Here is a 19962-nt window from a genome sequence, read left to right as displayed (position 1 = left end):
TAGATTATAAATAAATCTTTTAGTAAAGTTTGCTGCTGTGACAAAAGGGTTTTCTCATAGTGTAATGGAGCGGAAGTCACTCGACTCCTGAGGGGAAATAGAGGGAGGCCACTGAAAAAGCCCTCTAATCTTTGTGATTAAAGAGAGAATGGCGTAAATAAGTGCATCGAATTCGCTCCCGGGATGGGGGGCACGCACCTGCAGGCGGGCGTTGAACTAACCGGCTGCGCCGGTGGATTTCAACCTGCCCTTCCCTCCTGCAGGAGTCGGCCCTCCCATCCCGTCCGCTTTATTGAGAGGAAAGCTAGAAATTCCCTACTCTTAAACACTCAAAAGAAAATAGCGTAAAAGAGCCTTTGAGAAATGAAACTCAAAGGCCTTTTGGCTACAGTCTGAAGTTTTAGTTTCATCAAACATTTAACGGTCATTTTATTTTATCATTTAGGTATTACATAGATGTAGGTGAATCTAGTGATATCAAATGAAGAAACCATAACACTCAGTCCATACATGGGAATTTATGAACGGGTTGTCCCTAAAGATAATATGCTTCGTCAGATCAATGAAATTGTTGATTTTTCATTCATAGTAAAAGAGATAAAATAAAATTATTGCCTTGATAATGGTCGGGATGCCCTTCCGCCTGTTCGTATGTTCAAATATCTATTACTAAAAGTTATTTATCACTTATCGTATGTCGATTTAGTTGAACGTTCTAAATACGATATGTCATTTAAATATTTTCTCAATATGGCACCTGATGAATCGGTTATTGATCTAAGTTCACTAACCAAATTTACAAGGCTTCGCCTTAAAGACGAGGCTTTATGACTGTAGTGTAATGTGTGTCGCTATGACAAAAAGTTTTTCCTCATAGTGAAATGGAGCGGAAGCCACTCGACTCCTGCGGGAAATAGAGGTAGGGCCGAGACACCTCTGGCGCAGCCGAGGAGGCTCGGCACCTCCCCGCGGAAAGCGAGTGGCTGCAGCGCAATGGAACGAACACGGATAGAACACACAACTCAGAAAACAACGAATAGAAAAAGCCGCATTGGACCGACTTCCAATGCGGCTTTTTCGTTCTAAGGTTTTTATCATGGTTACCTCGTCTCATCAACATTCTTTCCTTTACTGCAAAACCTTCTCCGTCACATACACTTGCTTCACTTCCCCTTCTTCCAGGAGCTCTTGAAACTCTTCTAATAAAGCTGACTCCATCATCGCAACTCCATTTTCACGTTGAATCTCTTCCCTCTCAAGTACACTTAAAGAATGAATCATAGCATTTTCGACCAAAGGATAGGCTTCTTCTAACTTTTGTTTCGTGGCAGGTGAATCGGTTTCAATGCTTATGGTCATTTGCAGATAGCTAGAATCCTGTAACGTAACGATCACGGATTCTGTGTGCAAAACACGATCCTGAAGGGAATCTAATTCTGTTGTTTCATTATCAGTGAAGTACAAATAGGCTAGAACTCCTGCACCTACGAGCGTCCCAAGCATGAGCAAAACGATCATTTTCCTCATATCGAAAACCTTCCTTTTGACATGATAATTACAGTATGTTCTCAAAGTAAGGACGGTGCTTTTTTTACAAACAAAAACACGGGTACCTGAAAACAGATCCCCATGCTTTTATCCGTTTTTTCGGCAACCCGGCGACCATGATGAGATTCATGTTAGGCCCGTGGCTTTGCGTCCTTACTTTTCAATAAGTTTGCTATTATCGATCAACATTATTCTATTACTTTTATACTATAGGATAGTACATAATTTGTCAAAATGCATCTGCTAGTCTTCTATTGCTTAACCTAGTATCACTTCTGTAAGATCAATGATTAAAGCTTAACTGCTAAATAAAGACAAGCTGCTTGGCAACTTGTCTTTTAAATAAGCTAACTTTATAGCTTAAATCTTTTAACCGATTCCTGCAAACTTTCTGCCATCTCTGATAAAGTAGCAGCAGTTGAAGCAACCTCTTCCATCGTCGCATTTTGTTCTTCTGCAGACGCGGCAACTTCCTGTGCATACCCTGACGAATCTTCGGCTATTGACGTAGCTTCGTCAATAAAGGCAACAACGGATACCATTTGATTTGTCATTTGTTCAACCTCACAAGCAACTTCCTGAATTTGAGTGGTGACATCTTTCACTGAAACAGAGATGCCTTCAAATTCTACACCTGCTTTCGCAACAGAGCTTGTCCCTTCTTGGACGGCCGCTTTCGTTTCATCCATTGATAGGACAGAGTTGTTAATTTCTTGTTGAATATCAAGAATCAATGAGCGAATCTGTCCTGCTGATTCTCTCGATTGCTCAGCCAAATTCCGTACTTCATCAGCAACAACGGCAAATCCTTTTCCGTGTTCTCCCGCACGAGCAGCTTCAATTGCGGCATTTAATGCTAGCAAGTTCGTTTGTTCAGCGACAGCTGTGATCAATGTAACAATCTGACCAATTTCCATTGATTTGTTGCCTAATTGTTTGACAACATTGGAAATTTCCTCGGTTTTTTCGTTAACAGCTTCCATTTGATGAATGGTTTCCAATATGACCTTGTGCCCTTCTTCAGATTGTTCCTTCGTTCCATTTGCAGCCTTTGTAACAGACTGAATATTCTTTGTAATGTTTTTCATGCTCATTGAAATCTCGGATGCAGAATCGTTTGCTTGTCCTGTTGTAGAAACTTGTTTTTCAGAACCTGATGCAATCGATTGAATAGATTCAGAGATTTGGTTCGTTGCCTGACTTGTTTCCTCTGCCCCCGCTGATAGTTCTTCTGAAGAAGCCGCCACTTGTTCAGAGGTTTCTTTTACTTGGTGAATTAAGTCTGATAAATTCTCTTTCATAACTCGATAACTGTTACTCAGCTGACCAATTTCGTCTTTTGAATGATCGATAACCTCCGTTGTAAAATCGCCATTTCCTGCTTTTTCAAGGGCTTGACCTACATTGGCTAGTCGTTTTTTCATTCGATTTGCAAACAACAAAACAACCACAACCGCTACAGCGATTCCACCAATTAAAACAACAATAAAACCTGTTAAAATGGTGCCAATCGTTTGATCAATAAATTCTTGTGAAACACCTACAAACCACATTCCGATAGGTTCCCCATTTTGGTTCACAATCGGTTGATAAGCTGTTTGGCTCATCACTCCAGCTACATTCGCTTCCCCAAAATAAGATTGTCCATTTTGTAATACAGCCTCGATTACAAGGTCAGACGCCTGCGTACCAACTGCGCGATTTCCATCCACTGTTACGTTTGTGCTTACTCGTGTATCTCCCTGAAAAATCGTAACAGTTCCCCCCGTCATCTCAGCTATGTACTCGACGATTTCAAAATTATCATTCACTTGCACATCGCCTTTATGCAACGAGCCATTTCTCACTTCCCAATGACCAGGATACTTCTGATCGAGAGCTTTGTATGATAAGGCTAGATCTGAACGTGCTTTCTCCACCGCACTGTCTTTCACACCATCTGATACTAGCTCTTGCACAACAAATCCTAACACGATTGAAAAAATAAGTAGAATGCCAATGACTAGAAAATTAATCTTAGTTGCAATTTTTAAGTTCTCAAATGTTTTCATATTCCCTCCATCTTCCCACTTTCTTAAGCATTTTATTTGACAATCTCCCCATATCTATTTTACAATTTTCGACTTTTTTATACAATTGTATTTCTGTTTGTTTTATGTTGTATTTTCCCTATACAAATAGGGAAAACCCTCCAAACGGGAGGGTTTTCATTATTTTTTTAGAAAACCTTTCAACACATCTATGGAAACCGTCTGTGCTGCAGCATTGTTTTCTTCCTGTATCGCTAAATAAACTTCCTTTCGATGAATGTCTACATTCCTTGGGGCATTTATCCCAATCTTCACTTGGTCTCCTTCAATTGCGATGATTTTCAGCTCGATGTCATCGCCAATTTGAATCGATTCTTTTAGTTTTCGAGAGAGGACGAGCATTTATTTCTCCTCCTTTGACGTTACCGGCTCTTTGAAAATAGCATGTCTTGTTTTGTAAGGTCCGTCGCTTAGAAGAAGCTGCTTCCCTTTTTGCTTTTTCGAATTAATGATAACCGGGGCTTGAAGATTTGCTGTCGTATCCTGAAACGGGTCTTTTACCGTTAACATGACAAAAGTAGCAACGTCATCTGGCTGTTCAATCTCCAGCATTTCAAGGGTAGAGTCTGGCAATTTGACTTGGTAGCCCGTTACAAAGTCAAATGGACTAATCACAATAAAGGCTACTTCAGGTGTTTTCGTTGATTGAAGAACATAAAATGGAGTTCCTTCTTCAAACGGAAGCAAAACAAAAGACATCTCGCTTTCAAAGGCAGGAATTCCTTTTTCAAACGCAATGATTTGTTCTTCACTTACTTCAATCAAACCTTGATATTTCGTTTCTAATTTCATATATTCCACCTATTCTATTGACACATTTTTCTTTATTGTACCACTATGAATCATCGTGATGTAACTATGTAAAAAATAGAAAATCCCCCACAAACCAATAAACGTGGGGAGACTCTTTTTTATTCTTGTTTCAAATAGGCAATTTCACGTTTGTTTGTCTGGGTTTCTTGAAAAAGGAGGTTAATATCACCGTTCATCTTAAAGTAGGAGAGTTCAAGTTTGTCAAAGCGATCGTTCGTTTCCGTACGTAGTGACGTGATGTCTTCTATGTTTTGCGCAGTCATTTTAATGAGTGTTTCCAAGAGGCGCTCATGTTGATTTAGTCTCAACTCAATCTTATCAAGTCTAGCTTCAATCTGTTCAAACCGCTTGTCCATCTTCTCGTTCATCTGCTGCAACAACGTTAAAATTTCTTGCTCCATTCACTCCACCACCTATTTTCAAATTGAGGAAACCCTCATCTATTAGTTTATGTCGAACAAGCTAAAATGTAAAGCCGTGGATTGCCGTCGATTTCCCGGGAAAAATGTCCATATTTCCGAGTAAATAAAGAAGACTGTTTTTGTTATTATTGTTAGTATAAAAAAATTCATCTCGTATTAATGTGGGCGGAAATAAGTGCATCGAATCCGCTCCCGGGATGGGGGGGCACGCACCTGCAGGCGGGCGTTGAACTAACCGGCTCTGCCGGTGGATTTCAACCTGCCCTTCCCTCCTGCAGGAGTCGGCCTCCCATCCCGTCCGCTTTTTTAGAGTAGAAAAGGGTATCTACTCTTTTTTCATCCATCTTTTTTACGAAGTGATAGAAACGACCTTACAGTTTTCTCTATAATTTATGTCCATTATATGGTTACCAACAGAAAATAGACGAAATTACTAAACGGCTTTGAGACTTTGAAGCACGTTTTATTTCCGTTCTGAGGCATGCATAAGTTACTTAAGCCAAAACAACAAGGGCTGTCTTTTCGTTTAGTGTGTCGCTGTGACCAAAAGGTTTTTCTCATAGTGTAATGAAGCGGCAGACACTCGACTCCTGCGGGAAATAGAGGTAAGGCCAAGACCCCACAGGCGCAGCCGAGGAGGCTTGGCACCTCCTTGCTGGTGCGAGTGACTGCAGCGCAATGGAACGGACTTGGGTACACCGTCTTTCAGCCCATCCCTAAAAACAATAAGGCTGTTTTCGTATATAGTGTTACTGTGACAAAAGGTTTTTCTCCTAGTGAAATGGAGCGGAAGACACTCGACTCCTGCGGGAAATAGAGGTAGAGCCAAGACCCCATAGGCGCAGCCGAGGAGGCTTGGCACCTCCTTGCTGGTGCGAGTGACTGCAGCGCAATGGAACGATCATTTTTCAAACACACAACCCATAAAAGCAACAAGGGCTGTTTTCGTTTAGAGTAGCGCTGTGAAAAAAGGGTTTCTCCTATAGTGTAATGGAGCGGAAACCACTCGACTCCTGCGGGAAATAGAGGTAGGGCCGAGACACCTCTGGCGTAGCCGAGGAGGCTCGGCACCTCCCCGCGGAAAGCGAGTGGTTGCAGCGCAATGGAACGATCATAGATAGAACACACAACTAGAAAAAACAAGCCACCAATGGCGACTTGCTATAACCCCATATTCACATTTCCACCAACCGCTCGAAACGAAATTTGATTCTTCTGCTGCACATATGCCTCTACTTGCCACTTTGGAATATCAATCTGTGGTGGTCGCTTCTGAACCGATATTTCCACCTCTTGATAAGGAGCATGCAAAGATACCCTAGAAGGCTGATAATCAAACTTCACTTGTGACATCGATGTTGGCATAAACCCTAATCCAACTTCTGTTTTCGTTAATTGACTGTTGGCTTTTGCTATATGAGCAATAGCTCCTTGTCCATTTTCAATATGTTTTAACTGCTCACCTTCTTGCGCTTTTTGAGCAACATATTGCGAGGCCGTGGACTGAGCTTTTTGCCAAAATTCATTAGCCACTCTCAGTGGTGACTTTAAATTCGCATCCGCAAACGCTTCGGTTTGGTCGATAAACAATTGAGAAGCGGTCGTACTTATTTCAATGATTCCAGAGTGTTTCTGCCGAATGTGCATGTCTGCTTGATTTTGTTGAATCCTGATGTTAGGCCGATTCGAACGAAGACCAATATAGGCATCCTGTTTTTGAATATCAAGTGCCACCATGTTCATCACTCATCACCCTTTCTAATTAACGAAGAAAGTCCATTAAGCTTGGCTGAATGATTCTTGCACCAGCACCAAGTGCAGCTCGATGAACACTCTCTTGTGTCATCAAGTCGATAATGACTTTTTCCATATCAGCGTCTTCATTATCAGACATAATGCGGTTTGCTGTTACTTCTTGTTGCATCAATCTCGATTCGATCATTTCCACACGGTTCACTCGCGCTCCAAGCTCCGCACGTTCTGCTACAAAGTTATCAATGTGTTTGAACATGTTATCAATATAACCTGTAAAGTCTTTCCCACTTAAAGATGTGTCTTCTAATGCTCTTTCTAAACGGATAATATCACCGAACATTCCGTTGCTGAACACATTGTTTGGATTGATATTTACCGGAATGGAAACCCCTTTGATTACTTCTACCTCAACCGTTTGATTATTCGTTGAAACTGCGGTTTTGTCGGCAACAATTACATCACTCGCACGTACAGTTTGTTCAGAAATCGGATTGCTCGTTGGATTGTTCGGATCATGATCTTTATTCGGTTTTGAGAAGATTACTTCATCGCCATCAATTTTAAGTTGAATGGCACGCTTGTCAAAATCATCATCTTCCTCAAAAACTGGATCTTGTTGAGACACTTCTTGAAAAATGAGCACTCCTTCGTTTGTTCCAACATGTCGAAACACCCGACCATCGTAAACAACATCAATTCCTTCTAATTGAGCATTGGTCATATCTGCTAGGACAGAGATTTCTTGATTCATACTCTCCCAATTTCCAACAGGTGGATTTGTCGTATCAGAACCATTAAAAATATACTTGTTGCTGCTTTTCGTATTCGCAATGGACTCCAAGTGCTCACGTAGCTGTTTGATTTCTTTTGCAATATTGGCTCGTTCTTGTGGATTGTACGAATCATTGGCCGCTTGTGTTGCAAGCTCACGAATTCTCATTAGTGCTTGAGTCCCTTGATCAAGAGCAGCATCTGCTGCTTCCATCCAATTATACACTTCTGATAGGTTGCGCTTAAATTGCTCTACCTCTGTTACTTGCGTGCGGTAGCGCATCCCTTTCATCGCCACAACTGGATCTTGAGAAGCACGAGTGATTTTTTTTCCTGTAGCGAGCTGATCTTGGATCGAAGCCAAATTGTTGTACCCGTTATTAATGTGTCGCAATGAACTTTGAGCGAGCATCGTTTGAGTTACACGCATGTTCTTTCACCTATCCTTATCTGCCGACAACGCCCATGCCGTTGATGATCCGATCAAGCATTTCATCAACCATCGTAATGTTTCTTGCTGCTGCATTGTAGGCATGTTGATATTGAATCATTAATGTCATTTCTTCATCTAGTGAAACGTTACTCACTGACTGGCGCCTGAAATCCACACTGTCACGCAGTGTACCAGCTGTTCGAACCATTCGATTTGCCTCTTGGGCACTAACCGCCATTTCACCGATCACACTTTGATAATAACTTCCGATTGTTCCACCATTCGAAAATAGTGAAGCATCTTTTGCGTTAGCTAAATGCTTTGCATTTGTACCGTTTCCTGGAAACGAACGTGCAATATTGTCTCTAAATTCCGCTTCCTCACTAAGGAAATTGCTTACCGCTGTAAAGTTCACTGGATGTTCATTCATAAGCGCTTCATACGATGCACGCGATTCAACGGTCAAAGCATTTGGATTCACGCTAGAAGCCGCAATCTTATTTAAATTCGTTAAAATATCATTGGAAACCTTTATTGAACGAGCTGGGTTGGCGTCATCGAACACAAAGAAATTACCGCCAAGAACAGCAGGATCGCTCTCTGTTCCAAGCGTATAGCCTGATGAATGAATCGCGTTTAACTCGTCAGCGAATGTTTTTGCCATCGTATCAAGCTCTGCTAACATATCTGGATACAATCCATGCACGGTTTGCTCCCCATCACCATTGGTTAGCACATAGCCATATGCTTCAATTAAGGCCTTTAACTCCCCGTTACCGATCTCTGCTGCACCCATCTGACCAAGAGGAACACTAGCAAGATCATTTACATCTGCATCATGCTTAAAAAAGGCTATGTTGTTAACATAGTCGCCTGATAGATCAATCGACATTTTCGCATGCGAATAATCATCTGGATCATTCGGGTCCAAACTTTTCCCATTTACAAGAATCATAGATCGATTGCCTTGCTCATCTAATAAGTAAACCGTCACGGCTCCTTCTGCAGCAGCATTTGGTTGCCCACCACTTTTCTCACGTTGAACTTGAATGTTTACGATACCTGATAGCTGATCAAGAAGCTGATCTTGCTGATCATACAGATCATTTGTAACATAGCCGTGTGGTTCCGTTTTTCGTATTTGCTCATTTACATTGTTTAGCTGATTCAGTAAGGCATTGACTTCTGTTTCGGTTACTTGAATTTCATTTTTGTAATCGTTTCGAACAGCCGAAAGCGAATTAGCTAAATAGTTCAACGTTTCAGCGACTGCCACAGCCCGTTGCCTAACAACAGATCGCGCTCCTGTATCTTCAGGATCTACCGATAAGTCTTGTAAACCCATCCAAAGCATATCGATTTGTTGATTCAATCCTTCATTCGAAGGCTCATTTAAAATGTCCTCCATTTTCTCTAGTGCTTTCGCACGCGAATCCCAGTAACCCACCTTATTGTTTTCCGTACGGTATTGAACATCTAAAAAGGCGTCACGAACACGTTGAATGGATCCAGCTGCCACACCCGTTCCTAAGTTACCTGGTAAACGAGGGGCATTTTTTCCGATCGATGGATATGCTTCCGTTTGCTGAAAATTGACGCGTTGCCTTGTGTATCCTTCGGTATTCGCATTGGCAATGTTATGTCCTGTTGTATGTAAGGCATATTGTTGGGTCATCATCGCCCGTCTTGCTGTTTCTAAACCGTGAAAGGTCGATTGCATCTTCTAAATCCTCCGTTTCTATTACGCTTTCGAATCGAAAATCGAATGTCCAGTGTCATATGGTTCATCCTCTTTGCTATTTGGATGATAGCTAATGTCTTCTTTATGGGGCCTTAAAAGGTCAAGAGAGAGGTTCACAAATCGCAAAGATTCTTCAATTAACGATTGATTTAAGTTGTTTTGCTCTCGCAACTTTTCTACAAGTGAAACAAGCTTCATTTGCACCTGAACAAGCGTCTCTTTCTCTACGTCTGTCACAAACAGTTTCACGTCTGAAATCGTTGCGTTTTCTGTTACCTCTCCCTTTTCCAGTAAAAATGTCCGTACGACTTTTTGCCGAAGCAATTCTGTCGTTTCAAGTTTTCTCGTAAGCTTGGACTCTTCGCGGACAAGTGTTTCTAGGGAGCGCATATCGCCTGTTTTGATTAAATCAACTTTCTTTTGAGCGGTTTCGATTAACTCTTCATGAAGTTCAATCAAACGCTCCATTAACTGAATGATCGCTGTCGCTGACATGCTCTTCCCTCCTTGTCCTTATTGGTTCCAATACTCGTAAAATTTATGGGCAACTGCTTTAGCATCTACTTTGTATTCGCCAGCTTCAATTTGCTTCTTTAAGGCTTCCACTTTATCTGCCCGCTCTTGTTCAAGTTTCGTTCCTTTTTGCATTTGCATGGCTTCTGTAGAGATTTCTAATTTATCTCGCTTTGTGGACATGTCTGCAGCTTTTTCATTCTTTTCCATTTGTTTCCGATACGGATTTTGCTGGATTGAGTGGTATGGATTAATTTTCATGGTCTCACCTCGCTAAATGAAATAAAACGCACCGATGTACTTTCCACTTATATCGGCACGTTTTCCACTATTGTTAACTACTTTTTATCAAATCGATCATTTAAAGAATGATACGTAGCCCCCGCTGATCGCTCTTTTCTTCTTTCTTCATCTTTTCTTTGTTCAAATTCTTTTTCCTTATCAATCTTATCGAGACCTGATTTTATATTACTTGTACATGTTGCGCAAATTCTGCCTTCAGTTATAATTGTTTCGCACGATTCACATGGATAACCCAAATTGGGAAAGTGCGTCACCAATAAACGTCCTTCTCGAACAAATTGATGTATTTGAGTAATCGGCACTTCTGTTTTTTCATGAACTTCACGGATGGAAGCCATTCGGTTTTGTTTTCGTCTCATAAATCTCGAGACGGTTTCATAATTTTTTTCCTGTTCTTGAAAACATTGTTGGCAAATCGGTCGAAGCGCCTTCACGAAAATCTTCCCACACTTCGGACAATTTTGTACATCTTTCATTGCTGCCCCCTCCTCCTTCTTTATTATATAAAAGAATGAGGAAGTTGTCAGCGTACTAACGAGCAATAGTGAGGGATGCGACTTTTAAGGCTCCGTGGTTTAACAAGACTCTCGCTGCCTGTCTCACCGTCGTTCCAGTTGTGTAGACATCATCAATTAAGACAATTTGCTGACCAACAACATTCGCATGTTCTTTTAAAGAAAAAGGGGTGTGCGATACTTCATGAATTCGCTGCTTACGGCTTTTTTTGCTTTGCTTTTCTCCTTCTTTTCGAATGAGCCATTCAGGACAACTTGTCCACCCTTGCATAAGCAAACGAGACTGGTTAAATCCACGTCCTAACAGGCGCTGATCACTAAGTGGCATAGCTAGTGGGACATAACTAGAAAAATGGTTCTTATATTCGTTTTTCACTTTTTCGGCAAAAAATATCCCCATTGCCGCATCTCCCCTGAACTTGAACGTTGAGATCAAGTCTTTCAAAAAATCATTGTACTCATAAACCGAGTGATTTTTCTCGAGTAAAAGCTCAGGGTGCTGCTCCCAGCGGTAACAGTCTAGACAAACATTTTCAACGATATAGTGAATGGGCAACTCGTTCATAGAACGGGAACAAAGATCACATCGTGTTCCTTTAATAGGTGTTAATTGCTCTTCACACATCGAGCAAAAATGACTAGGCTCTTCTAGCATAAACACACTTCTCCATCCTGGCTGATCATAATACGTTTGATGACAAGCTAAACATCGTCTCATAATCCACGACCTTCCTCATTCATCTGAAGAATATGCCTTCTCGCTGACTTCATCGCAATCGTCGTGCCATAATGAAAAAAAACAACATCCCCACTCGCATGTGTGGCGCTTCGTCCAACCCTCCCAGCAATCTGCACGAGAGCAGATTCGGTAAAAACATCATTCTCAGCACCTAACACCGCCACTTGAACATTTGGGAACGTAACCCCTCTTTCTAAAATCGTCGTTGTCACCATAACGGGAAAAAGTTGCTTTCGAAAGCTAGCGACAGCTTCATGGCGATTTGGGTCATTGGCATGAACAGTTTTATGGGGGATGGAATTTGCTTTTAGTAAGGAAGAAATCGTGGAAAGATAAGAAACAGAAGGAACAAACAATAGGACAGTTTTTTTGGATGAGATCATGGTTTCAAACCATATTAAAAGCTTACGGGGGAGAGTATTCTTTTTCACTTGTTTTTGCCAATTCCCGATCCATGTTAATTGTGGGACCGGAAGTGGATGTCCGTGGAACCTTTTTGGAATTTTCACGACTTCAAGGTTAGGTGTTTTTCGTAAAACTGTGGAAGGTGTGGCACTTAAGTAGATCGTCGATGCTGTTTGTTTTTTGGCATGTTCAACGGCAAATTGGAGGCTCTTATCATAGGAGAACGGAAACGCATCGACTTCATCCACAATGACTACATCAAAGGCTTCGTAAAAGCGCATCGCTTGATGTGTCGTTGCAACAATAAGCTGGGCGAATGAATGGCGGTCTTTGCTTCCACCATATAAAGCGGTAATAATAATGTGAGGAAAGCTTTTTTGCAAGCGAGGGTACAGTTCTTTTACCACATCGGTCCTTGGCGTGGCGAGCAGGACACGGAATCCTCGTTTAAACGCCTCTTCTAATCCATGGAACATAATCTCAGTTTTTCCAGCTCCACACACGGCCCAGATAAGCACTTCTTTTGGCATTTTCACAGCTTCTACAACCGCATCAGCCGCCCGCTTTTGACCTGATGACAGTTGACCTTGCCAATGTAAACTCTTTTTAACAAACGGAAACGGAGGAAGCTCGCCTTGCCACTCATATAAAAACTGACAGCTGCTCATTTTTCCAAGCTGAATACAGTTTCGGCAATACGTACAAGTTGTTGCCTTGCACCGCGCGCAAGGATGACTACCAAATAAAGAAAGATCCTCATTTCCACAACGGCCACACAAATAGTGACTACCTTTAGCTTGTAAACATGGAATAGCTTTCAGGAGTTGTAATCTTACCAGTTCGTTGAAAACATGCCCAGGGAGTGGACTTTCACTACGTAGTAGACGTTTGCCAGCAAAAAGCACAGCAAGAGGATGATGGTTCATGCGAAGACACCTCGATTCAATTTTTTATCGAGACTCGTTCCATTCCGCTGCAGCCACTCGCTTTCCGCGGGGAGGTGCTGAGCCTCCTCGGCTACGCCAGAGGTGTCTCAGCCCTACCTCTATTTCCCGCAGGAGTCGAGTGACTTCCGCTCCATTTCACTTAGAGGGAAAACGATAGTCAACTTCAACAAGCCAAGCTTTTCAGAAACAACTTTACGACTGAACCATCTAAATAACAATCTTTGCGATAGATTATTTTCCATTCTTTGTTGCTTTTTTATTACTTTTCTTTATTGTTATCGATAACAACTAAAGTGGAATGGAGCGAAAGGTACTTGACTCCTGCGGGAAAAGAGGGAAAGGCAAGACCCTACAGACGGAACGGCGTAGGGGCTTGGCTCCCTCCCCGCGGAAAGCAAGTACCTGTAGCGCAATGGAACGGATCGCAGGAGGACAATTTATTAGAAAAAAGCATGCTAACGCTTAGGTTGTTAGCATGCTCTTTAGATGTGTGTTTAATCTTGTTTTTGCCATGAAACACCTAGCTCCCAGCACCAAGATGCGTACCAATAACCGGCCCGAAATAACTAATATCCACTTCAACGTTTTCAAAAGTCTCTCGAATCGTTGCTTGAAGCTGCTCCGCCCCCGATAAGTTATCCGCGTGAATGACAGTTGCAATATACTTACCACCCACACTTACATCTTGCTCAAGCAAAGAAAGAATGCGCGACAGTGCTTTTTTCTCTGTTCTCACTTTTTCAAACGGAACAATGCTTCCCTCTTCAAAGTGAAGAATCGGCTTGATTTTCAATAGATTTCCAACGAGTAACTGCGCGCCTGATAGTCTGCCTCCACGATGTAAATGATTCAAGTTATCAACCATAAAGTACGCTTTTGCTGTTTCCTTCATTGCTGTTAACTTCTCCATAATCGCTTCGGCGTCTTGTCCAGCATTCGCCATTCTTGCTGCCTTGAGAACATAGTAGCCTTGCGGGGAACAACTAACTTCTGTATCAAATCCGTATACATCAATACCTTCTACCATTTCTCCAGCACTAACGGCTGATTGAAAGGTTCCGCTAATTTTACTAGATAAATGAATCGTTACGACTTGCTTGTACCCTTCGTTTGCCAGCTTTTCAAAAAGCGTTACGAATTCTCCGATTGCTGGTTGTGATGTCGTTGGGAGCTCCGTTGCCGATTTCATTTTCTGATAAAATTGGTCGGTTATCAGATCCACTTCTTCTCGGTACGATTCTTTACCAAATACGACATTAAGAGGAACCATCTCAATGGCTAAATCGGTACGAATGTTTTCTGGTAAATAGGCTGTACTATCCGTTACAACGGCCACACTTTTATTCATGCCTAAGTCCTCTCTTTATTGAGTTTCTTTTTCAAAGGCTGTATTCGATTTTTTGCTGATGAAGTGGTTAGGTGGAATATACGTGTTCGTTTCATTGCGCTACAGCCACTCGCTTTCCGCGGGGAGGTGGTGAGCCTCCTCGGCTATGCCTGTGGGGTCTCACCCCTACCTCTTTTTCCCGCAGGAGTCGAGTGGCTTCCGCTCCATTCCACTTAGAGGGACCACGATATTCTAAGCAAAAATCCTTACACCCTTATACAAAACAATAGATATGTATTACTGTACATCTAAATGCCTAAGCTTTCAAGCGTTGGACGATCTTCGACAGAATTCGTTTAAACTAGAAGAGGAGAGACAAGCGATTGCTCTCTCTCCTCTTCTTATCTTACGATGACAAATCCTTTTTTGATCGCTTCGACGACAGCTTGTGTCCGGTCGTTTACATTCATTTTTTGAAGGATGTTGCTTACATGGTTTTTGACTGTTTTTTCACTAATATATAATGATTCCCCGATGGCACGGTTGCTTTGTCCGTCTGTCATTAACTGCAGCACTTCGCATTCTCGTCTTGTTAGAATATGTAGTGGTTTGCGGTATTCGACTTCACGGAACCCAATTGATTCTTCATGTAAATCATCTTCTGTCGCAAGCCTGCGGTATTCATTAATTAAGTTATGAGTGACTTTTGGGTGAATGTACGCTCCTCCTGCAGCTACTACTTTCACTGCTTCAACGAGAGCTGCAGCATCCATTTCTTTCAAGAGGTAACCTGATGCCCCTGTTTTTAAGACGTGAGTCACATAAGACTCATCATCATGAATCGATAAAATCAACACTTTCGCATCAGGGTAAAACTCAATTAATTGTTTTGTTGCTTCTACTCCGTTCACTTGCGGCATATTAATATCCATAAGAATGACATCCGGGCGGAAAATTCTTACCAACTCAAGCGCTTGTGAACCATCTTGTCCATCTGCAACAATATCGAATTCTGGCTCCATCGCTAAAATTCGCTTTACTCCTTCACGAAAAAGCTGATGATCATCAATGATGACAATTTTGATTTTCTCTTTGTTTTCTGTACTCATCATTTTCACCTCTCCTCATGCGACGTAGTTTTACGATCACTCGTCATGTGCGGAATGTAATGGGACACCTATAATGACCAATGTTCCCGCTTGTACTTTAGATTGAATTTGCATTTCACCTTTTAACATATTTACGCGCTCTTTCATCCCCATCAAACCAAAAGAGCCTTCTTTCTTCTCGGATGGATCAAATCCTTTGCCATCATCTTTTATTATCATTATAACTTTGTTTGGCTTGATTTCAATTTTCACTTGTATTTCGTTCGGTTCTGCATGCTTATAGGCATTTTGTACCGATCTTGCACGAGTCGAAAAAGAGCTATTTCATAATGTTGAGGCAACCGCTTGTCTTTTCCAAAATGCTGAAAGACTACAGACACTTGGTTATGCTCTTCAAACGTTTTTAAATATTTCGTCAATGTCGGAATTAATCCTAAGTCATCAAGCGCCATTGGTCTCAAATCATAAATAATCCTTCTCACTTCTGCAAGTGAAGATTTTACCATTTTTCGCAAGTCTCGAATCTCATTTAACGCTTCTTCAATTCCTTTGTCTTGATAAATTCGTTCAATTAGCTCAGAACGCAACATCACATTGGCCATCATCTGTGCTGGGCCATCGTGAATTTCACGAGACAATTTCTTTCTTTCTTCTTCTTGAGCTTCAATGATTTTCAAGCCAAACGCTTGTTTTTCACGTGCATCTTCTATCACATCAGCTACTTCTTTCAGATCACTTGAGAGAAATTTATAGACAACAGACATTTGTCCAGCAAGCTGGTCTGCGCGCTCGACTGTATCTTTTAAATTAATGAGACGTCTTTCAATTTGATCGCGTCTTTCGCGAAGCTGAATTTCTTCTTGTTTTAAAACAGCTAGCTGTACTTGATAGTTATTTGCTTGTTCATACGCTTGTCGTACTTCTTCATTCGTAAACTTCTCAAACGCTTTGCTTACTTCAACGAGTCGGTTCCTGGCAAAACGAGCATATTGCTGCGTTTGGTCCGTTTTCTCGATCACAGAAGCTACTTTCATGCGGACTTCCTTTAACTCCTTCTCAAGAGCTTGCAATTCATTTCGCGACTGTTCACCAATCTCATAAATCTGTTCGCGACTTTGATCGACCGTTTCCAATGTTTGGTTTATTATTTTATCTAGTATTTTTGAATCTGTCACACCAATACACCAACCCTTGTTGAAAATAAGCGAGCATTTGCTATATAAATGAAAATTCGCTATCCTTATTTTACAACATCTTAACGAAAATAACTTGTAAATGTTCATTTATCAAGATTTTTCCGGTAGGGTTTCTAACATGGAAATAGTGAAAACCACGACTAACTCTATCCTACCATACCTTTATTACATCTTTATTTCTCTTATTTGTAAAACTATGAAAAAAGAAGGTGAACTCGTCATGGTTCTATCAACCTATCAAACGGTTAAAGGAAAGGGAGAGCACGAAATCATCATCCAAAAATCGCGCTTCATCGCCTTTTTTGACCGTGTCGAAACCGAAGAAGCCGCTCAAGCTTTTATTGAAAAAATAAAAAAAGACCACTGGAATGCCAATCACAACTGTTCAGCCTATTTAATTGGCGAACGAGACGAAATCCAAAAAGCAAACGACGACGGCGAACCGAGCGGAACCGCTGGTGTACCGATGCTTGAAGTATTGAAGAAACGTGGACTGAAAGACACTGTTGTTGTCGTTACTCGCTATTTTGGGGGAATCAAACTTGGAGCAGGTGGCTTAATTCGCGCATATGGCGGTGCGGTGAGTGAAGGCTTGAATGCTATCGGTGTCGTTCAACGCTCATTAGTCCAAGTCGTTCACACCGCAGTCGATTATCACTGGCTTGGCAAAGTCGAACATGCCCTACGAGAATCCCCATATCAACTAAAAGGGATCGACTATTTAGAGCAAGTTGACGTGCAAACCTTTGTCGAGGTCGATAAGCTGGACGCTTTTGAAGAATGGATGATCAATATTACAAATGGTCAAGCAAACATAACACGTGGTGAGCAAACGTATTTAGAAACAGATATTTAATTTTCACGGTTATTCAGAAAGGAGCTACATTATAATGGAAACAACGTTATCACTAAACACAAATGCGCGTGATCAAATGATTGATATTACGATGGACATTTCTAATTGGATCAGGTCCATTGGAATCAAGAATGGCATTTTGGTTGCTTCTTCCCTCCACACAACGGCTGGAATCACCGTTAATGAGAACGCAGATCCAGATGTCAAAACAGATATGATTCGTCGTTTTGATGAAATTTACCCGTGGGATCACAAGAAGGATTTACATATGGAAGGAAATACAGCAGCTCATATGAAAACAAGCACAGTTGGCCATTCCCAAACATTAATCATTTCAGACGGACGACTCGTGCTTGGAACGTGGCAAGGGGTGTACTTTTGTGAGTTTGATGGGCCAAGACGGAATCGGAAGGTGTTTTTGAAGATGTTGGAGGGGTAGGGACTAACAATAGGTGGGTCAGGGGGACAGGTTCCTTGACCCACCTAATCAATCACCCTCGCTACAGAACGCCCACAAGTTTTACACGAACCTTTTAAAATCATTTGATGGTCTTCCGAGTCCACTACATAATCAACAATGGTCGTGACTTTGCAAGTACCACAAAACACATTTGATTCGATCTTCTTTCTGATATCTGCTGGAATCTGGTTCCACCGCTTTTTAGCTAATTCATCAATGGCCATTTGGTTTACCTCCACTTTTTCTTTAATAATAGCAGTAATTCAGTCGTTTATGGGCGAGGATTACTGCTTTTTTTGCTGTTTGTCGGGGTTTATTGTCCGGTTTGTGCCATTTATTGTCGAGTTCGAGTGATTTATTGTCCGATGCGCGCGATTTATTGTCCACTCTTGCCAATTTATTGTCCGCGCATCCAATTTCACCCGATTTGACTCGCAGCCCAACCACCACACTCAAAAAAGAACCAAAGCCCATAGGCTCTGGTTCCCACTTAGCTTACAACACCTTCGACAAAAATGCCTTTGTCCGCTCATGCTGCGGGTTGCCAAATAGCTCCGACGGTGGTCCTTCTTCGACGATGTAGCCGCCGTCCATAAAGATTACCCGGTCCGCTACTTCGCGTGCAAACCCCATCTCATGGGTAACGATCACCATCGTCATTCCTTCTTTGGCCAGGTCTTTCATGACGGCTAGTACGTCGCCGACCATTTCCGGATCGAGCGCGGACGTTGGCTCATCAAACAGCATAATGTTTGGTTCCATTGCTAATGCCCTTGCAATCGCTGCACGCTGCTTTTGTCCACCTGATAGATTGTCTGGATACACATCTGCTTTATCAGACAATCCAACTTTTTCTAAAAGCTCGCGGCCAAATTGGTCAGCGGCATCTCTTGCTTTTCCCTTCAAGCGCTTTGGCGCAACCGTCACGTTTTGCAACACCGTCATATGCGGGAACAAGTTAAACTGTTGAAACACCATTCCAAGGCGTTGACGCATTTTGTTGATGTTGTTTTTCGGGTCTGTAATATCGGTTCCTTCTATATAAATCGAGCCGCCTGTTGGTTCCTCAAGTCGGTTGATGCAGCGCAAGAATGTACTTTTTCCTGAGCCTGACGGACCGATGACACACACGACTTCTTTTTCTTTAATTTCGGCATTCATGTCTTTTAGTACTTCTAATTGTCCAAATGATTTTTTCAAGTTTTCAATTTTGATCATGCGACATCGAGTCTCCTTTCAAGCCAGCGTGAGAATAGGGTCAACGTGTAGATGAGGACGAAGTAGAGAATCCCGACTAACGCTAAAATCTCAAATGCTCTAAAGTTCATCGCATAAATCGACTGACCCGACATCGTGAGTTCGGCTATTCCGATAACGGAGAGCAGAGATGTATCTTTTATACTGACAATAAATTGGTTTACAAATGCCGGAATCATACGGCGCACCGCCTGCGGCAAAATGATTAAGCGCATCGTTTCTGCATAGGAAAAACCAAGCGTTCTCCCTGCTTCCATTTGACCTTTATCAATCGAATTAATCCCGGCACGGAAAATCTCCACTAAATACGCACCAGCATTAATACTGATCGCGATAATCCCAGCCGTTAACGCACTCATTGTAATACCTGTCCCTGCAGGTAAACCGAAATAGATAAATAGAATTTGGACCAAAATTGGTGTTCCGCGAATGAGATCGACATAAATCATCGCAATCGCTCGTAAAAACTTATTTCTTGATATACTAAAAAGTCCTAATACCAATCCAATTACGAGTGCAATTAAAAGAGAAATGACGGTAATGACAATCGTCCACCACATCCCTTTTAATAACACTGGTAATGCATCAATCATAATCTGTAACGTCTCGATGATAGTTCCTCCCTTTCTTTGCGAAAAGCTGTTTTAGCATTTTTGTTTTTTATGGATTACGTGCTCTTCACATGTTCGTTCCATTACGCTGCAGCCACTCGCACCCGCAAGGAGGTGCCGAGCCTCCTCGGCTACGCCTGTGGGGTCTCGG

The 19962-nt window shown here is 41.9% G+C and carries 20 protein-coding genes, 2 pseudogenes and 1 riboswitch; of the genes and pseudogenes, 3 read left to right on the top strand and 19 right to left on the bottom strand.

Going from position 1 to position 19962, the window contains the following annotated elements; genetic code table 11:
• Positions 1–471: 471 nt before the first annotated feature.
• Positions 472–819 (top strand): annotated as a pseudogene (locus JCM9140_RS11480) (transposase); the annotation flags it as partial.
• A 309-nt stretch (positions 820–1128) separates the two neighbouring features.
• Here the strand turns inward: JCM9140_RS11480 and JCM9140_RS11475 are convergent.
• The 16 genes and pseudogenes from JCM9140_RS11475 to JCM9140_RS11395 all read right to left on the bottom strand — a co-directional run bounded on the left by JCM9140_RS11475 (position 1129) and on the right by JCM9140_RS11395 (position 16606).
• Positions 1129–1527, bottom strand: a complete 399-nt coding sequence (locus JCM9140_RS11475; RefSeq protein WP_034746309.1) for a flagellar basal body-associated FliL family protein — start codon at positions 1525–1527, stop codon at positions 1129–1131.
• A 119-nt stretch (positions 1528–1646) separates the two neighbouring features.
• A riboswitch (cyclic di-GMP riboswitch) is annotated at positions 1647–1732 on the bottom strand.
• 169 nt (positions 1733–1901) lie between these two features.
• Positions 1902–3599: a methyl-accepting chemotaxis protein gene (locus tag JCM9140_RS11470; RefSeq protein WP_034746306.1), complete on the bottom strand. Its 1698-nt coding sequence runs from the start codon at positions 3597–3599 to the stop codon at positions 1902–1904.
• A 159-nt stretch (positions 3600–3758) separates the two neighbouring features.
• On the bottom strand, positions 3759–3980 hold the full coding sequence (csrA, locus tag JCM9140_RS11465; protein ID WP_034746304.1) for a carbon storage regulator CsrA: 222 nt from the start codon (positions 3978–3980) through the stop codon (positions 3759–3761).
• Positions 3981–4430 carry a flagellar assembly protein FliW gene (fliW, locus tag JCM9140_RS11460; RefSeq protein WP_034746301.1) on the bottom strand — a complete coding sequence of 150 codons (450 nt, stop codon included), beginning with the start codon at positions 4428–4430 and terminating at the stop codon, positions 3981–3983.
• Between the two features lie 119 nt (positions 4431–4549).
• A complete protein-coding gene (locus tag JCM9140_RS11455; protein ID WP_034746299.1) occupies positions 4550–4852 on the bottom strand; it encodes a hypothetical protein in 303 nt (100 codons plus the stop codon).
• A 1182-nt stretch (positions 4853–6034) separates the two neighbouring features.
• Positions 6035–6616, bottom strand: coding sequence for a DUF6470 family protein (locus tag JCM9140_RS11450; RefSeq protein ID WP_034746295.1), 582 nt, complete (start codon positions 6614–6616; stop codon positions 6035–6037).
• 19 nt (positions 6617–6635) lie between these two features.
• Positions 6636–7829 carry a flagellar hook-associated protein FlgL gene (flgL, locus tag JCM9140_RS11445; protein WP_034746292.1) on the bottom strand — a complete coding sequence of 398 codons (1194 nt, stop codon included), beginning with the start codon at positions 7827–7829 and terminating at the stop codon, positions 6636–6638.
• 16 nt (positions 7830–7845) lie between these two features.
• Positions 7846–9552 (bottom strand): flagellar hook-associated protein FlgK, encoded by a 1707-nt coding sequence (flgK, locus tag JCM9140_RS11440; protein ID WP_034746289.1) that lies wholly within the window; start codon positions 9550–9552, stop codon positions 7846–7848.
• A 21-nt stretch (positions 9553–9573) separates the two neighbouring features.
• Positions 9574–10068: a flagellar protein FlgN gene (locus tag JCM9140_RS11435; RefSeq protein ID WP_034746286.1), complete on the bottom strand. Its 495-nt coding sequence runs from the start codon at positions 10066–10068 to the stop codon at positions 9574–9576.
• Between the two features lie 18 nt (positions 10069–10086).
• Positions 10087–10347 (bottom strand): flagellar biosynthesis anti-sigma factor FlgM, encoded by a 261-nt coding sequence (flgM, locus tag JCM9140_RS11430; protein WP_034746283.1) that lies wholly within the window; start codon positions 10345–10347, stop codon positions 10087–10089.
• 77 nt (positions 10348–10424) lie between these two features.
• Positions 10425–10865, bottom strand: a complete 441-nt coding sequence (locus JCM9140_RS11425) for a TIGR03826 family flagellar region protein (protein ID WP_034746281.1) — start codon at positions 10863–10865, stop codon at positions 10425–10427.
• A gap of 55 nt (positions 10866–10920) precedes the next feature.
• Positions 10921–11622: a ComF family protein gene (locus JCM9140_RS11420; protein WP_034746278.1), complete on the bottom strand. Its 702-nt coding sequence runs from the start codon at positions 11620–11622 to the stop codon at positions 10921–10923.
• Positions 11619–12974 (bottom strand): ATP-dependent helicase ComFA, encoded by a 1356-nt coding sequence (locus JCM9140_RS11415; RefSeq protein WP_034746275.1) that lies wholly within the window; start codon positions 12972–12974, stop codon positions 11619–11621. The genes JCM9140_RS11420 and JCM9140_RS11415 overlap by 4 nt, the downstream gene beginning before the upstream one ends.
• Positions 12975–13515: 541 nt before the next feature.
• Positions 13516–14343: a DegV family protein gene (locus tag JCM9140_RS11405; protein ID WP_156314858.1), complete on the bottom strand. Its 828-nt coding sequence runs from the start codon at positions 14341–14343 to the stop codon at positions 13516–13518.
• Between the two features lie 380 nt (positions 14344–14723).
• Positions 14724–15431, bottom strand: a complete 708-nt coding sequence (locus JCM9140_RS11400; protein WP_034746357.1) for a response regulator — start codon at positions 15429–15431, stop codon at positions 14724–14726.
• 36 nt (positions 15432–15467) lie between these two features.
• Positions 15468–16606 (bottom strand): annotated as a pseudogene (locus JCM9140_RS11395) (sensor histidine kinase).
• A gap of 241 nt (positions 16607–16847) precedes the next feature.
• Between JCM9140_RS11395 and JCM9140_RS11390 the strand changes: the two are divergent.
• Positions 16848–17483 (top strand): YigZ family protein, encoded by a 636-nt coding sequence (locus tag JCM9140_RS11390; RefSeq protein ID WP_034746269.1) that lies wholly within the window; start codon positions 16848–16850, stop codon positions 17481–17483.
• Positions 17484–17517: 34 nt separating this feature from the next.
• Positions 17518–17922, top strand: a complete 405-nt coding sequence (locus JCM9140_RS11385) for a secondary thiamine-phosphate synthase enzyme YjbQ (RefSeq protein ID WP_034746266.1) — start codon at positions 17518–17520, stop codon at positions 17920–17922.
• Between the two features lie 44 nt (positions 17923–17966).
• Here JCM9140_RS11385 and JCM9140_RS11380 read toward each other — a convergent pair whose 3' ends face one another.
• The 3 genes from JCM9140_RS11380 to JCM9140_RS11365 form a co-directional block, all read right to left on the bottom strand.
• Positions 17967–18167, bottom strand: coding sequence for a hypothetical protein (locus JCM9140_RS11380; RefSeq protein WP_034746263.1), 201 nt, complete (start codon positions 18165–18167; stop codon positions 17967–17969).
• Positions 18168–18438: 271 nt separating this feature from the next.
• The gene (locus JCM9140_RS11370) at positions 18439–19161 is read right to left on the bottom strand and encodes an amino acid ABC transporter ATP-binding protein (protein ID WP_034746257.1); all 723 of its coding nucleotides are present in this window, start codon (positions 19159–19161) and stop codon (positions 18439–18441) included.
• Positions 19158–19793, bottom strand: a complete 636-nt coding sequence (locus JCM9140_RS11365; RefSeq protein WP_034746254.1) for an amino acid ABC transporter permease — start codon at positions 19791–19793, stop codon at positions 19158–19160. The genes JCM9140_RS11370 and JCM9140_RS11365 overlap by 4 nt, the downstream gene beginning before the upstream one ends.
• Positions 19794–19962 lie beyond the last annotated feature (169 nt).

This window comes from Halalkalibacter wakoensis JCM 9140, assembly GCF_000513095.1.
In the GTDB taxonomy this organism is placed as follows: Bacteria; Bacillota; Bacilli; order Bacillales; family Bacillaceae_D; genus Halalkalibacter; species Halalkalibacter wakoensis.
This window is presented reverse-complemented; position numbering and strand designations above follow the sequence as displayed.

What these genes read in the sequence shown, in the direction of transcription:
- JCM9140_RS11405 (WP_156314858.1), bottom strand. Translation starts at nt 14,343, where the DNA reads ATGAATAAAAGTGTGGCCGTTGTAACGGATAGTACAGCCTATTTACCA.
- fliW (WP_034746301.1), bottom strand. Translation starts at nt 4,430, where the DNA reads ATGAAATTAGAAACGAAATATCAAGGTTTGATTGAAGTAAGTGAAGAA.
- JCM9140_RS11370 (WP_034746257.1), bottom strand. Translation starts at nt 19,161, where the DNA reads ATGATCAAAATTGAAAACTTGAAAAAATCATTTGGACAATTAGAAGTA.
- JCM9140_RS11475 (WP_034746309.1), bottom strand. Translation starts at nt 1,527, where the DNA reads ATGAGGAAAATGATCGTTTTGCTCATGCTTGGGACGCTCGTAGGTGCA.
- flgK (WP_034746289.1), bottom strand. Translation starts at nt 9,552, where the DNA reads ATGCAATCGACCTTTCACGGTTTAGAAACAGCAAGACGGGCGATGATG.
- JCM9140_RS11455 (WP_034746299.1), bottom strand. Translation starts at nt 4,852, where the DNA reads ATGGAGCAAGAAATTTTAACGTTGTTGCAGCAGATGAACGAGAAGATG.
- JCM9140_RS11435 (WP_034746286.1), bottom strand. Translation starts at nt 10,068, where the DNA reads ATGTCAGCGACAGCGATCATTCAGTTAATGGAGCGTTTGATTGAACTT.
- JCM9140_RS11425 (WP_034746281.1), bottom strand. Translation starts at nt 10,865, where the DNA reads ATGAAAGATGTACAAAATTGTCCGAAGTGTGGGAAGATTTTCGTGAAG.
- JCM9140_RS11365 (WP_034746254.1), bottom strand. Translation starts at nt 19,793, where the DNA reads ATGATTGATGCATTACCAGTGTTATTAAAAGGGATGTGGTGGACGATT.
- flgL (WP_034746292.1), bottom strand. Translation starts at nt 7,829, where the DNA reads ATGCGTGTAACTCAAACGATGCTCGCTCAAAGTTCATTGCGACACATT.
- JCM9140_RS11415 (WP_034746275.1), bottom strand. Translation starts at nt 12,974, where the DNA reads ATGAACCATCATCCTCTTGCTGTGCTTTTTGCTGGCAAACGTCTACTA.
- JCM9140_RS11470 (WP_034746306.1), bottom strand. Translation starts at nt 3,599, where the DNA reads ATGAAAACATTTGAGAACTTAAAAATTGCAACTAAGATTAATTTTCTA.
- flgM (WP_034746283.1), bottom strand. Translation starts at nt 10,347, where the DNA reads ATGAAAATTAATCCATACCACTCAATCCAGCAAAATCCGTATCGGAAA.
- JCM9140_RS11400 (WP_034746357.1), bottom strand. Translation starts at nt 15,431, where the DNA reads ATGAGTACAGAAAACAAAGAGAAAATCAAAATTGTCATCATTGATGAT.
- JCM9140_RS11380 (WP_034746263.1), bottom strand. Translation starts at nt 18,167, where the DNA reads ATGGCCATTGATGAATTAGCTAAAAAGCGGTGGAACCAGATTCCAGCA.
- JCM9140_RS11385 (WP_034746266.1), top strand. Translation starts at nt 17,518, where the DNA reads ATGGAAACAACGTTATCACTAAACACAAATGCGCGTGATCAAATGATT.
- JCM9140_RS11450 (WP_034746295.1), bottom strand. Translation starts at nt 6,616, where the DNA reads ATGAACATGGTGGCACTTGATATTCAAAAACAGGATGCCTATATTGGT.
- csrA (WP_034746304.1), bottom strand. Translation starts at nt 3,980, where the DNA reads ATGCTCGTCCTCTCTCGAAAACTAAAAGAATCGATTCAAATTGGCGAT.
- JCM9140_RS11390 (WP_034746269.1), top strand. Translation starts at nt 16,848, where the DNA reads ATGGTTCTATCAACCTATCAAACGGTTAAAGGAAAGGGAGAGCACGAA.
- JCM9140_RS11420 (WP_034746278.1), bottom strand. Translation starts at nt 11,622, where the DNA reads ATGAGACGATGTTTAGCTTGTCATCAAACGTATTATGATCAGCCAGGA.